This window comes from Pseudoalteromonas marina (assembly GCF_000238335.3).
In the GTDB taxonomy this organism is placed as follows: Bacteria; Pseudomonadota; Gammaproteobacteria; order Enterobacterales; family Alteromonadaceae; genus Pseudoalteromonas; species Pseudoalteromonas marina.
This window is the reverse complement of record NZ_AHCB03000007.1, coordinates 522,615-536,716: the sequence shown is the minus strand read 5'-3', so window position 1 is coordinate 536,716 and position 14,102 is coordinate 522,615. Positions and strand designations below refer to the sequence as shown.

General features: G+C 41.7%; 11 protein-coding genes and 1 riboswitch. Of the genes, 6 read left to right on the top strand and 5 right to left on the bottom strand.

Features of this window, described 5'->3' with window-relative positions; genetic code table 11:
* The first annotated feature begins 126 nt into the window (after positions 1 to 126).
* Positions 127 to 1,020, top strand: a complete 894-nt coding sequence (locus PMAN_RS13640) for a bifunctional GNAT family N-acetyltransferase/hotdog fold thioesterase (RefSeq protein ID WP_010557660.1) — start codon at positions 127 to 129, stop codon at positions 1,018 to 1,020.
* Positions 1,021 to 1,087: 67 nt separating this feature from the next.
* On the opposite strand, the gene PMAN_RS13635 is transcribed toward PMAN_RS13640, so the two are convergent.
* From PMAN_RS13635 to dapA, 5 genes are all read right to left on the bottom strand, one after another.
* On the bottom strand, positions 1,088 to 2,122 hold the full coding sequence (locus PMAN_RS13635; protein ID WP_010557661.1) for a phospholipase A: 1,035 nt from the start codon (positions 2,120 to 2,122) through the stop codon (positions 1,088 to 1,090).
* Between the two features lie 203 nt (positions 2,123 to 2,325).
* On the bottom strand, positions 2,326 to 3,447 hold the full coding sequence (locus tag PMAN_RS13630; RefSeq protein ID WP_010557662.1) for a succinylglutamate desuccinylase/aspartoacylase family protein: 1,122 nt from the start codon (positions 3,445 to 3,447) through the stop codon (positions 2,326 to 2,328).
* 5 nt (positions 3,448 to 3,452) lie between these two features.
* The gene (locus PMAN_RS13625; RefSeq protein ID WP_010557663.1) at positions 3,453 to 4,658 is read right to left on the bottom strand and encodes a PLP-dependent decarboxylase; all 1,206 of its coding nucleotides are present in this window, start codon (positions 4,656 to 4,658) and stop codon (positions 3,453 to 3,455) included.
* Positions 4,658 to 5,398, bottom strand: coding sequence for a 2,3,4,5-tetrahydropyridine-2,6-dicarboxylate N-succinyltransferase (locus PMAN_RS13620; protein WP_006791320.1), 741 nt, complete (start codon positions 5,396 to 5,398; stop codon positions 4,658 to 4,660). The genes PMAN_RS13625 and PMAN_RS13620 overlap by 1 nt, the downstream gene beginning before the upstream one ends.
* 15 nt (positions 5,399 to 5,413) lie before the next feature.
* Positions 5,414 to 6,298 (bottom strand): 4-hydroxy-tetrahydrodipicolinate synthase, encoded by an 885-nt coding sequence (gene dapA, locus PMAN_RS13615; protein ID WP_010557664.1) that lies wholly within the window; start codon positions 6,296 to 6,298, stop codon positions 5,414 to 5,416.
* 128 nt (positions 6,299 to 6,426) lie between these two features.
* Positions 6,427 to 6,623, bottom strand: a riboswitch (Lysine riboswitch).
* Between the two features lie 191 nt (positions 6,624 to 6,814).
* Here dapA and PMAN_RS13610 point away from each other — a divergent pair.
* The 5 genes from PMAN_RS13610 to PMAN_RS13590 all read left to right on the top strand — a co-directional run bounded on the left by PMAN_RS13610 (position 6,815) and on the right by PMAN_RS13590 (position 14,098).
* Positions 6,815 to 7,519, top strand: coding sequence for a DNA-3-methyladenine glycosylase I (locus tag PMAN_RS13610; protein WP_006791318.1), 705 nt, complete (start codon positions 6,815 to 6,817; stop codon positions 7,517 to 7,519).
* A 2-nt stretch (positions 7,520 to 7,521) separates the two neighbouring features.
* Positions 7,522 to 8,931: a protein adenylyltransferase SelO gene (locus PMAN_RS13605; RefSeq protein WP_010557665.1), complete on the top strand. Its 1,410-nt coding sequence runs from the start codon at positions 7,522 to 7,524 to the stop codon at positions 8,929 to 8,931.
* 389 nt (positions 8,932 to 9,320) lie between these two features.
* On the top strand, positions 9,321 to 10,376 hold the full coding sequence (locus PMAN_RS13600; RefSeq protein ID WP_006791316.1) for an OmpA family protein: 1,056 nt from the start codon (positions 9,321 to 9,323) through the stop codon (positions 10,374 to 10,376).
* A gap of 292 nt (positions 10,377 to 10,668) precedes the next feature.
* Complete coding sequence (acnB, locus tag PMAN_RS13595) at positions 10,669 to 13,266, top strand: bifunctional aconitate hydratase 2/2-methylisocitrate dehydratase (RefSeq protein ID WP_006791315.1); 2,598 nt, start codon at positions 10,669 to 10,671, stop codon at positions 13,264 to 13,266.
* A gap of 199 nt (positions 13,267 to 13,465) precedes the next feature.
* Positions 13,466 to 14,098: a 2OG-Fe dioxygenase family protein gene (locus tag PMAN_RS13590; protein WP_010557666.1), complete on the top strand. Its 633-nt coding sequence runs from the start codon at positions 13,466 to 13,468 to the stop codon at positions 14,096 to 14,098.
* Positions 14,099 to 14,102 lie beyond the last annotated feature (4 nt).

The window sequence follows — 14,102 nt, the reverse complement described above, 5'->3', positions numbered from 1 at the left end:
CGTATTTTAAAAGCTTCACCAAAGTCGTATTTGCAGTTTTGTTAAGATGGAGTATGGTATTTGCCATCAACAGGTTGAGGCCTTTTTAAATTTTTACATGCGGCTTTTACAGCAACAGGAGTAAGTATGTTTCAGGTAAGTACCCCACAAAGTAGCGAAGATTGGCAAGCTTACTATCAGTTACGCTGGCAGGTTTTACGCGCTCCTTGGGGGGAACCAAGAGGTTCTGAACAAGATGATTTAGAACAAGACGCTGAACACCGCTTTATAAAAAATAAAGAGGGTGACGTATTAGGTGTGGCTCGATTACATTTTAATAACCATGAGCAAGCTCAGGTTCGTTATATGGCTGTGGCTGAAGGTAACCGAAATCAGCATATTGGTAGTCGCCTGTTACACGATTTAGAAAAAATAGCGTGGACACAAAATGCCGATGAGCTGGTGTTATTTGCACGTGAGCGGGCGCTTGAGTTTTATAAGCGTCATGGGTACGAATTAAAAGAAAAAGCGCACTTGGCGTATGGTGATGTACAGCACTATAAAATGGTTAAGCAAAAACCGAGTGAGCCGGGTTGGTTCCGCCATCCAAATTGGACTCAAGTACTGCAAAATATCTGGCGAGAATCAATTCCTATTAGTGATGCAATGGGCATTAAAGTAGAAAGTTACACAGATTGGCAATTTACAACCAGCGCTGATTTAGACGCTAATTTAAATTTACATAACACAATGTTTGCTGGTTCTATTTATAGTTTAGCCACATTAACTGGCTGGGGCGCAACGTATTTGGCGCTCAAAGAAGCGGGACTTGAAGGTAGCATAGTTTTAGCCGATGCGAGTATTAAGTACTTAAAGCCACTCAATACAGATCCGCGTGGTTGTGTAGATTTACAAGCGTGTAAAGGAAAATTAAGCGATTTAGAAGCCGATGGTAAAACAAGTTATGTGGTACCGGTAACCATTTATGATGGTGACAACGTAGTTGCTGAGTTTGAAGGTGTGTTTGCAGTAAAAAAATAACGAGTAATTTTTAATTAAAAAAGCCAAGCACTTAATAATTAATGCTTGGCTTTTTTATAAGCTGATTTTACAACAAATCAGTTAATAATATACCCACACCAATACGCTCAACGTCAGCGTTATAATCTATTAGGCTTTCACCGTAGCCGTTAAAGTATTGCGCGTAGCCACGAACGCGGCCCCACAAAGGAAATGACCAATCAAGCTGAAGTGCACCACGATTGTCTGAATTTAAGTTATTACGAGTCATAAAGCTAAATTCATGATCGTGATATCGATATGCACCGCTAAATTCAAAGTACCCCATGTATTTGTAAATATCAGGGTTATCATCCCCTTTTGCATCTAGCAGGTTTTCTTTTTCGTCTTCAGCTATGCGATACCAAGGTTTAAAGCTAAAAACAAAGCCTCGGTTTTCCCATATGAAGTCGGCGTAAATACGGTTCCACGAGCGCGAGTTTGGTTGGCTTCGACCATTTGACTGGTGTGAAATACCTAACACAATAGCCATTTCATCGCCCCAAAGTACGTTTTCTGGATCCAGGTAATTTATCCAAAAAATTTCAGGTTCGTAGTTGGTTTCACGAAATGGCGATGAAATTTCTGAGTTATAAATTTGCCAATACGATTGCAGCGTAAAACCAAAATACAAGGCTTGGTCTTCGTCAGAAAATTCGTCAAACAAGGGAACCTTGATTGAAAGTTGATATTTTGCTTCTAAGTTATCGAGTGTATCACCATCTTGTTCATCGGTGAGCTCATCAAAACGGTCAAAAGGGCGATCGTTAGGATGCGATACGTATGATAATGGCAATATGTAATTTCGTTTGTGGGGTGTGATTACATTACGATTTTTTTTACCAACCTCTTCACGTGCTTGGCGTTTATCGAGTGCGGTCAGTTGTTTGTTTTCTTCCAGTGCAGAACATTTTTTACGAAGCTCATCGAGTGTTTGCTTGCCATCGCCCCCAATCACTTCATTCAAAATACATTGCTTGACGAGTTCTATACTGCTGTCTTGCTCGTTTTTTTGTACTTCGTCTTGCGCAAATGCTGCGGTACTTAGTAAAGCTGAAAGGGTGATCCAGTGGCGCCAGCTCATTGTAATTCCTTGTGAGTATTGGGTAGGTTGTGATTTATTTTATTATAACGCTTTTTACATTAGGTACAGTGAACTTTTACTGAACTGTTTACATTACGTTAAAGGCGGTACTAACAGATCAAAAGAAAAGCGGCCAAAGCCGCTTTATCTAATGTACATTAACTTAGGAGATTAATGTACTCTCACGCAATGAGAAGGGTGAGCTATAGCTCAAATACGTTTGTAAAAAATTTATACAACTCAGTGCCTTGATTAACGCTTGCTGAGGCAAAGTGCAAAATAGCGATAGCATCGCAATCAAGAGTCAGCGTTTGTAATGGTTGTTCACTTAGATAGCGTTCCATACGTAAAATATGTGCGATGGGCTCGCCTGCTTTAATATGACCACCAAGTGGTGCTACATATTCAACCATGCCGCCAATAGGGGCGTAATAGGCAAAGTAGTCATCTAGGTTACACGCATAGCGAGTTATATTAGCTGGTTTATGCGGCGCATCTACTAATACGTTCTTATGATTTAGGTAGCATAATATGCTCTTTGCATCGTTGAGTGCTTCTTTTAAATCTATTTTTTCTTGGCTACCTAGCTCAACTGTAAAGGCTTCTACCTGCACGTTGAACGAACGCCCTTGCGCGCTAAGTGCATTACTTAAGTGCCACCATGGGCAAAAGCTAGCTTCATCCATAGCGCCATCAAAGTCGCTTGGGATCAGCAGTACATGTTCAATATTAAAATAACGAGCACTGTCTGTTGCATAGGTTGGGCAATATAAATGCTTACTTGAAATAGGGCCTGTGTGTAAATCGAGCACTATGTCGGCTTGGTGCGCAAGCTTTTGCAGGTTAAGCGCAATGCGTTTACCGGTATTGAGTAAATATGCGGGGCCGTTAAGTTTGGTGTCTATTTCATCAATTAGGGCAGCTTTAAAATTACTTTTTAAAGCTGCATCGTCGTACTGACTATGCTCGTGTGCAAACTGGGTAACTAAATCACTATTGTAGTGATACATACGGTTCCAGTTGGTGCCCGTAATAGGGTCGAATCGGCCAAGGGTAAACTCCCCTGATTTTTGATTGCAACCAATAGGGTTAGCATATGGTACTAAGGTAATGTCGCCTTTTAAATTGAGCTGCTTTAACTGCTCTAGCAACTGAAATATAACCGCGTTACCTTGTACCTCGGCGCCATGCATGTTGGCTTGAATATACACGCTTGGCCCGCTACCATCGCCTTTTAAGCGATACACCGGAATAGTGAGAGGCAAGCCATTTGCTACTTCCCCTACTACAATATTTTCTTGGCTAATGGGTGTTGTTATGCTCATGTTTATTACCTTAAGTAGTGACTGGCATCTTCTGCTTGGCGCACACAGGTGAGCTCGCCATTTTGTAACACGTATTCTGCAGCTAGTTCATGGCATAAGAAATAGGGCATGCTTTCGGTAAAACCATAGGCGCCACATTGGCTAAACACCAGCCAGTCTTGCTCGTTTAAATCGCTTGGTAGGGTATGCTCGCCTAAGCAATCAAGGGCAGTACATAATGGGCCATATAGGCTCATTGCTTGTTCTGGCGCCGTTGATTCGCGCAATAACGCCGCAGGAAAATCTTGGCTTGTAACAGCAGGGCGCAATAAGTGGTTAATCCCACCGGTTAAAATAACTTGCTGTTGGCCGTAGTTTTGTTTGCACTCTATTACGGGGTTAGCATAATGACCGCATTCGCCTACAGCGTAGCGGCCAAGCTCCATCCAAAGCTCGTCTACACCCGCCTCTTTTTTAATTTTAGCAAGCGCGGCTATAAGACCATCCCATTCAAGTATTGTCTCGTTTTGTGTATAAGGAATGCCTAAACCGCCGCCTAAATCTAAAATTTTAAGGTTTATATTTAAGTTATTAGCCAAGGTGGTAAGCGGTGCAATCATTTGCGACCACAGCTCGCTTAGCTTTTGCGTGCTAAGCATGTTGCCCCACTGAAAAATATGCAGGCCATCAAAATTAAGTGCTGGGTAATCGCCAGTATTGAGCGCTTGCCATTCATCGCAGCCAAGCCCAAACGGAGTAAGGCTGTCGCCGCCTAGTGGGTTTTTTTCACCTTCAGGCCAGCGTAGTTGCACACGCAATAAAACTTGCAGCTGCGTATTTTGCAGCTGCGCTTGTTGGTTTAACCAACGCACTTGATTGAGGCTTTCGGCAACAAAAATACGTACGCCGCGCTCGATAAAGTGTTTAATTTGTTTAGGGCTCTTTGCAGGTCCTGTGTTGAGCACGCGCTGCGAACTAATACCTTGTGCAAGTACTTGTTCAAGTTCACCTTTACTTGCTACGTCAAAGTTAAAGCCTGCGCTATCTAAGCTTTGAATAACCTTAGACAGCGGATTCGCTTTTACAGCATACCAAAGCTTTACATCGGTTTGTGCAACTAAACGGGTAAGGTGTGCGTTTAGTTTATCTAGGTCGTAAACAAAAAAAGGGGTATCAAGTTGCTGAGTAAGCTTATTAACAGCGGTTTTGATTGGCGTGCTCAAAAAGCTCATTATCGTAAAACCTCTTCTAGCAATAATGATGCATCGCTTTGCTCGTCGCGGTATTTAACAATTAACGCACACGACATGCTTAGGCCTTGCTCACGAGCCCACTCGTTAGACGCAGGGCGAGAGCCCGGTATTACAATGGCGTACTCTGGAATTGGCTCGCCTTTATCTAGCTGGCGCTCGTTAACGCAGTCGTATACCGGAATGGTTGCAGATAAACGCACGCCTGGTGCCAGTACCGCGCCTTTTTTAACCACTACGCCTTCAACAATGACACAACCGGCGCCAATAAACGCATCGTCTTCAACTACTACTGGGCTTGCCCCGATTGGCTCAAGTACACCACCAAGTTGAACAGCTGCGCTTAAATGCACATTTTTACCAACTTGTGCGCACGAACCCACTAATGCGTGGCTATCAACCATAGTGCCTTCGTCGATGTATGCGCCAATATTTACGTACGCTGGTGGCATAATAATAGTGCCTTTAGCTACGTAGGCACCACGACGAACGCTTGAACCACCTGGTACCATACGCACGCCGTCGTCAGTGCTAAACTCTTGCGGTGCAAGGTTGTGCTTATCAACAAATCCGCCTGCAAACTCGGTGTTAGTGCCATTTTTAAAGGCTTCTAAAATGCCTTGTTTTACTTCTACGTTGGCTTCCCATTGGCCGCTTTCGTTTTGTGATGCTGCGCGTACTGCGCCCGATTCTAAATTATTAAGTAGTTCTAACCAGCTCATTATAAAAACCTGTATTTAATGCCAAGATAAAATGGTGTCGTTTGCAGTGGTAATGCAATCGGTTTGCGTTAACTCAAGATGCGTCAAAGGCGGACGCAACAACGGGCTACTTAAGCGGCCTTGTTGGTGCATTAGCACTTTAACGGGGATAGGGTTTGCTACAGTAAATAGGCTATTAATAGCGCGAGTCCACTGAGCAAATAAATTGGGGTGTTGACCGCTTAGGCTACGTTTTACAAACTCGTGCGTTTGTTTTGGCCATGCGTTTGCCGCAACCGATACTAAGCCTTTTGCGCCAGCTTGTGCGAAGTAGGGCATAAGTGCATCGTCGCCACTGTATAGCGCTAAATTAGGCGCGGCTTGTCGGTATGCTTCAAATTGGGTGATGTTGCCACTGGCTTCTTTTAAGGCCCACAGTTTTGGGTGCGCTTTTAAGTTTTCAATGGTTTCGATAGGAATGCTTACACCGCTGCGCCCAGGTACGTTGTACAACATACACGGATGCGCGCTTTCGTTTAACAAGCTTTCGTACCAAAGAGTTTGACCTACAGCTCCTGGTTTTGCATAAAGAGGCGAGCCTAATAAGTAGCTGTGAATAGGTAATTGGTTACAGTAGCTAACCCATTCTTTTTGTTGAGCTAAATTACTACCACCAACAGCAACCATAAGCGGTACACTGGGTTTTAATTGGCACACATGCTCAACAATCGCTTGTTGCTCTTTAAGCGTAAGGGCTAAGCCTTCACCTGTACTACCGAGCAGTAAAATACCGTTGTGTGCTGCTTCTTGTTCGCTAACAAGTGTTGTGAGCGTGTCGTAGTCAACATTACCTTGTTGATCAAACGGCGTAACAAGCGCTGTCCACAGTGCGTAGTCGTTTAAATTGAAATTATTGATCATCTCTTACGAACCTATAAGGTGTTCGAGATATTAAAGGGGCTGTATGATGTGAGCCGCATTAACGTCGTTCGAACAGTATTCGAAGAGCGAATGGGCTTAAAATAATAGGGCGCAAGGCCTTATTATTTAAGACCAGAAGCTCTCCACCAAACTAATAAGCTGTTTTAAAACAGCTATTGGTGACAGTCGCTAGGATTCAACCTAGTCGCCCGAAGTAATTGCTTCGCAAAAGCGTTTACCTCTCGGCGGTATTCCCCTGACGTATGCTCACTGGAGTTTGCGCTCCTAACATACGCTACCTGAATAACGCACCTCTTCTAGCCCTTTGTATTTTGTTTAACCGCAAAAGGTTTAACAAAATACAATTTAAATAGGGTAATTGCGGCGATTAAAACATTTTAGCCGTCTAGGTGTCAAGTTGCAGGGTACAGATTAGTTCATCGAAAATGTGGGTGGTTACGTATTGGCTGCTTTTCTCGTAAACTAACCCTATGAGCAGCGAGGTATTTAATAAGTATGGAAAAATTTAGCGATATTTATAAGCGAGCAGTAGAGCGAAAAGGCTCTGAAAAAATGCTTAAGTTATTACTCGCAAAACCCTTATCTAAAAAAGCATTAAGCACGTTAAGTGACGACGATTGGCTTGAAGAATTTACCCGAAAAGTTTTTCAAAGTGGTTTTTACTGGTCGGTAATAAACAGCAAATGGCCGGGCTTTAGAGAGGTTTTTTGGGAATTCAGCGTTGATAAGCTATTAATGATGCCGCCCGATATGCTCGAGCAAAAAGCGAGTGATGAGCGTATTATTCGTAATTATAAAAAAGTGAAAACAATTCCTGAAAATGCCTACATGATCCACGAAATAGCACAGGAATATGGCAGTTTTAGCAAGTTTATTGCCCAGTGGCCAACAGATAATATTATTGGTTTATGGGCGCATTTAAAAAAACACGGTGCCCGATTAGGCGGTAATACAGGCCCTTATGCCTTAAGAGCACTTGGCAAAGACACTTTTTTACTTTCGCGAGATGTAGAGAGTTACCTAAGGGCACATAAAATTATTGATGGTGGGCTGCAAACTAAAAAATCACTCACTGCTGCGCAGGCATTTTTTAACGAAATGCAAAAGCAAAGTGGTTTAAGTATGCAAGAGCTAAGTTTAATTGTGGCCTATGGTGTGGGTGACAATCGCGTAGGTATACGTCAACAGTCAGGAAATTAACCATGAAACTAGTGCCGAGATACACAGACATAGCAGATAATTTCGCAATAGAAGATCAACCATCAAGCGTTGCAGCTCCGCAACTGCTTTTGTGGAACGAAGCGTTAGCAAAGCAGTTTAATATAGGTGTTGAGCCGCAGCTGCGCCCTAGTACCTTTGCAGGCAATGAATCACAGCAAATAAAGTCGGTAGCGCTTGGTTATTCTGGGCACCAGTTTGGTCACTTTTCGCCGCGTTTGGGTGATGGGCGAGCGCATTTGCTTGGTGCTATAAATGACGATAAAAACCAGCTGTGGGACATTCAGTTAAAGGGCTCAGGCGCTACCCCGTATTCTAGAGGTGGCGATGGGCGATGTGCATTAGGCCCTGCTATTCGTGAATACGTAATGAGTGAAGCTATGCACGCATTAGGTATTCCCACTACTCGTTGTTTGGCTGTGGTTGGTACCGGCGAAGCGGTTTACCGTAATCCGCCTCAACCAGGGGCTGTTGTTACTCGCCTAGCAAGCAGCCATATTCGTGTTGGCTCGTTTCAATACTTAGCAACCCAAGGCGATGCTGAGGGATTAAAAAAATTAGCTGATTTAGCAATTAAACGCCATTACCCTGAAATAACGAGTGAAGGCCCTGAGCGGTATATCGCTTTTTTGACAGCAGTCATTAGCAATCAAGTGAACTTGATTATTAATTGGATGCGCGTTGGGTTTGTTCATGGCGTTATGAACACCGATAACACGCTCGTAAGTGGCGAAACTATAGATTATGGCCCGTGTGCAATGATGGATAGCTTTGATTTTGACACCGTATTTAGCTCTATAGACAAGCAAGGCCGCTACTCTTTTGGTAATCAGCCAAATATGGCGAGTTGGAATTGTGCTCGCTTAGCTGAAAGCCTTATCCCATTAATTAGCGATGATGAAGAAAAAGCTGTGTCATTACTTACTCCAGTTATACATCATTTTTCAGAGCAATTTAATACTCAATTTACAGTAATGTGGAGCAAAAAATTAGGCCTGGCTGGTGCAAAAGAGGGCGACATAGATCTTGTTTCTGAGCTACTAACATTATTGCAAGCACATCATCTTGATTACACCAATACTTTTGATGCACTGACGGAGTTTGTGAATGGCAATGCAACTATTCCAAAAGAATTAATTGAGTGGGCGAATAAGTGGCAAAGCCGAACAAGTAACGATAGCTACAAAACCATGCGAGCAGCCAATCCACGTATAATTCCGCGAAATCATATAATTGAAACAATATTAGCTGAATATAATGAGCTTGGTTCAAGTAAACTGATGAGCCGTTTTGTAAAAGTAGCTAATAATCCGTATTTGTTCAGCGATGATATGGCCGAATTTCAAGAGGTACCGTCAAATGATACCGACTATAAAACTTTTTGTGGTACTTAAGTGTTGTAAAAATAGATAAGTTAATGATTATAAATAACGATATTTTAGCACAGAGATGTTCATTGATTGAGCAAAGCAAATTCCGGTGTTACTATCTAAACATAAAGATAAGTTAGTTTCATTGTGAGCAAGAACAATTGATTGAGTTGTCTTTGTGTCTTCTGCAGATTATCGATTTATATGATCAACTAGTTGGTTTCTAGCTAGGTAAAGTTTTAAATTTCACCTAAACTGATTTGTTGGATATCGTTATATCGCATTGAAAAAAATTATAAACTTTATTTTTCGTTAAGTATTGATTAACAAAAGTTGAGTTAGTCTGTATAAAACTTAGTGAGCTAGTACTTAATTAGCCACAATTTATTAGTTGTTAAAATGGGAAGAAAACAATGAAATTAAAATCACTAACTATTGCAATTGCGTTAGCTGCAACTAGCGTATCTACTTTTGCTGCTGACAAGCAAGAAGGTTTCTATATTGGCGCATTTGGCGACTACTACGATGCGTCTTGGGAAAATATGAGCGCACAGGCTGGTCTTGACGTAAACGAGTCGACTGGCTTTGGTCTTGAAGCGGGTTACCGCTTCAGCGATTTTTGGAGTGCTCGTTTAGAGTATGCAGATCTTGATTTCAATGCATTCGACAAAGCCGCTGGTAACCGTAACAACATCGACGGTAGCCGTTTTGGTATTGATGCGCTTTACCATTTAGATGGCGGTCCTTTCTACGGTTTAGTTGGTATTAAATCAATGGACGTTGTTGATGACAACACGTTCTTAAATGCAGGTGTTGGTTACAGACACTTCATTACTGACAACTTATTCGCTAACGTTGAAACTGCTGTATATCAAGGTATTGATAAAGGTTACACAGATGTTGGCGCTAAATTAGGTATTAACTATTTCTTTGGACAAAACACTATGCCTGCTGAGCCGGTACAGCCTGCGCCAGAGGTTGTTGAAGTTATGGTTGAGCCAGTAGACAGCGACAATGACAATATTTTAGATGCTGATGACAAGTGTCCTAATACACCAATGACAGATGCTGTTGATGGTACTGGTTGTACTTTATATGAAGATAAAGAAGTAACTGTGAGCTTATTAGTAACGTTCCCTAACGACAAAGCTGCTGTATCACAGCGTTACTTAGACGACATCGATCAAGTTGCATCTTTCTTAAAAGATTACCCAGATACAACAGTGCTTTTAGAAGGTCATACTTCAGCAGTAGGTAAAGCGACTTACAACAAAATGCTATCTAAAAAGCGTGCTGATTCGGTAGCTAAGCAATTAATAGCTGACGGTATTGCATCTGACCGCATTACTACGGTAGGTTTAGGTGAAGAGCGCCTTAAAAATGAAGCTAACACAGCCGCTGCACACGCAGAGAATCGTCGTGTTGAAGCGCACATCAAAACAATCAAAACAGTAAAAGTTTTACGTTAATAGATTATTTTGATTATAAAAACCCAGCTTATGCTGGGTTTTTTTATGGCCGCTATTTATGCTTGTCTACCTAAATAGTAATGATTATTACTTAACAAGTATTCATGGAAATAGAATTTCCCGTAACTACTATTCATAGTGTTTATAGTCGGTATAATCAGTTGTGTAACTGGATGGATTTTCATCTATCTATAAAAGCTTTATAATTACGCGTTAGAATACTATAAGTATTGGGTAACAAGTGCGCATGAAGCGCTACCGAATACTTTCACGTCACCAAGAGGGCAATATTGTGCTACAAGAATATCGTAAACACGTAGAAGAACGTGCCGCGTTAGGTATCGTACCAGCGCCATTAGATGCTCAGCAAACTGCTGATCTTATTGAATTAATAAAAAACCCACCGGCAGGTGAAGAAGAATTCATTTTAGATTTATTAATCAATCGTGTACCACCAGGTGTTGATGACGCTGCTTACATCAAAGCAGGCTTCCTAGCCGCTGTTGCTAAAGGTGAAGCGACTACTTCTCTTATCTCTAAAGAAAAAGCAGCTGAATTATTAGGAACAATGCTAGGCGGATACAATATCGCGCCAATGATTGACCTACTTGATGACGAATCATTAGCACCAATCGTAGTAAAAGGCCTTTCAAACACATTACTTATGTTTGATGCTTTCTACGACGTAGAAGAAAAAGCCAAAGCAGGCAATGCGTTTGCTAAGCAAATTATCGAATCTTGGGCTGCAGCTGAATGGTTTACAAATAAGCCAGCAGTAGCTGAAAAAATCTCTGTTACTGTATTTAAAGTAACGGGTGAAACAAACACCGATGACTTATCACCTGCACCAGATGCATGGTCACGTCCTGATATCCCACTTCATGCTTTGGCAATGCTAAAAAATGAGCGTGATGGCATAAACCCAGATAAAGCAGGTGAAGTAGGTCCTATCGTACAGCTTGAAGAATTAAAAACTAAAGGCTTACCACTTGCTTATGTAGGTGACGTTGTAGGTACTGGTTCTTCTCGTAAGTCTGCTACTAACTCTGTGCTTTGGTTTATGGGTGATGATATCCCATTTGTACCAAACAAACGTGTTGGTGGTGTATGTTTAGGTAACAAAATAGCACCTATCTTCTTTAACACAATGGAAGATTCTGGCGCATTACCAATCGAATTAAATGTTGACGAGTTCAACATGGGTGATCAAATTGATATTTACCCATACGAAGGTGTTGTTAAACGCCATGGTACTGATGATGTTATCTCTACTTTCGAACTTAAATCAGATGTAATCCTTGATGAAGTTCGTGCTGGTGGTCGTATTCCACTTATCATTGGTCGTGGTTTAACAGACAAAGCACGTACATCTTTAGGTTTAGGTGCTACTGATGTATTTAAAGTACCAGCAGTGACTGAAGAGTCAGACAAAGGCTTTACACTAGCGCAAAAAATGGTTGGTAAAGCATGTAACGTAGCCGGTATTCGCCCAGGCCAATACTGTGAGCCTAAAATGACTACTGTAGGTTCGCAAGATACTACTGGTCCTATGACACGTGATGAACTTAAAGACTTAGCATGTTTAGGTTTCTCTGCAGATTTAACAATGCAGTCATTCTGTCATACCTCTGCTTACCCTAAACCAATTGACGTAAACACGCACCATACGCTTCCTGATTTCATCATGAACCGTGGCGGTGTTTCACTTCGCCCTGGTGACGGTGTAATTCACTCGTGGTTAAACCGTATGTTATTACCAGATACCGTAGGTACTGGTGGTGATTCACATACTCGTTTCCCATTAGGTATTTCGTTCCCAGCGGGTTCAGGTGCAGTAGCATTCGCAGCAGCAACAGGTGTTATGCCACTTGATATGCCTGAGTCTATTTTGGTTCGCTTTAAAGGTGAAATGCAGCCAGGTATCACATTACGTGATCTTGTTCATGCAATTCCTTACTACGGTATCAAAGAAGGCTTATTAACGGTTGAGAAGAAAGGTAAAATCAACGAATTCTCTGGCCGTGTACTAGAAATTGAAGGTGTTGAGCACTTAACTGTTGAGCAAGCATTTGAACTATCAGATGCATCAGCAGAACGTTCAGCTGCAGGTTGTACTGTTAAGCTTTCTAAAGAGTCTATCTCTGAGTACCTTGAGTCTAACATTGTTATGCTTAAGTGGATGATCTCTGAAGGTTACGGCGATGTTCGTACAATCGAGCGTCGTATTACTGCAATGCAAGATTGGTTAGCTAACCCAGAACTTATGGAAGCTGACGCGGATGCAGAATACAAGCACGTACTTGAAATCGACCTAGCTGATATTAAAGAGCCGGTACTTTGTGCACCGAATGACCCAGATGATGCGCGTTTACTATCTGACGTTACAGGCGAGAAAATCGATGAAGTATTTATCGGTTCTTGTATGACTAATATTGGTCACTTCCGTGCCGCAGGTAAATTATTAGATGGCTTTACTGGTCGTATTCCAACACAGCTTTGGGTTGCTCCACCAACGAAGATGGATAAAGACCAACTTACAGACGAAGGTTACTACGGTATCTTTGGTCGTGTAGGTGCACGTATTGAAACGCCAGGGTGTTCACTGTGTATGGGTAACCAAGCACGCGTTGCAGATAAAGCAACGGTTGTTTCTACCTCAACACGTAACTTCCCTAACCGTTTAGGTACAGGCGCAAACGTATTCTTAGCATCAGCAGAACTTGCTGCAGTGGCGGCAATTTTAGGTAAATTACCTACTCCGGCTGAGTACCAAGAATATGCAGCGAAAATCAATGCAACGGCAGCAGATACTTACCGTTACTTGAACTTCCACCGTATGCCTCAGTACACTAAAAAAGCAGACAACGTAATTATTCAGCAAGCTGTTTAATTTATAGAGTTTGAATAAAAAACCCGCTTCGGCGGGTTTTTTATTGTTTAAACATAATTTAGATTATTCATGCTTTAATAGCCTTATACTGAATTAAAATTAAGTATTTTTCACATTTAAGTTGGATAATAAAGCAATAATTCCTCGCTATATGCATTAAAATCTCTTTTAATATTCTCATTATTTTAGGCGAGATTTCATGACTGCATTAAACAACCAGAATTTACTGCAACTTCGTTTTATTAACCAAGCAAATATTGATTTGGTTAAGCCTTCTTTTGATAACCTACCTGCAAATCCATATGCAGATGGCGAATTTCGTATGCGTCGTTATTCAGTAATTAAATTTCAAGATGGTGAGCTAAAATTGCAAGCTGCCAAAGCATTTGTTCAAGACGATTCGATTAATACGTTTCAAGGTAACGTTGAACGTACTTACGAAAATTTAGAGCAAAGCCTACTTGAATCAGATGGCATGAAAAGTATTGTCAGTGAGTTTTGCCAGCTTACCGGTATTGATGAAGATCGCGATATTGAAATACATCAATTTAGAATGTTAGCCATTGATAGCGATACGCCAGCAGCGCCTGAAGGCGTGCATCAAGACGGTTTTGATCATGTATGTATATGCGGTGTTTCGCACGAAAACTTAGAGGGTGGCGAGTTACTTGTATACGAAAACAAACAAGCTGAGCCATGTTTCAAAATGGAAATTAAAGACGGCATGTTTGCGCTTATAAACGACCGCCAAGTTTGGCACAATGCAACGCCAATGAATAAAGTTGATGCTAGCAAACCAGGTTACCTGGATTGCTTTGTACTTACCTCTTAAGGAA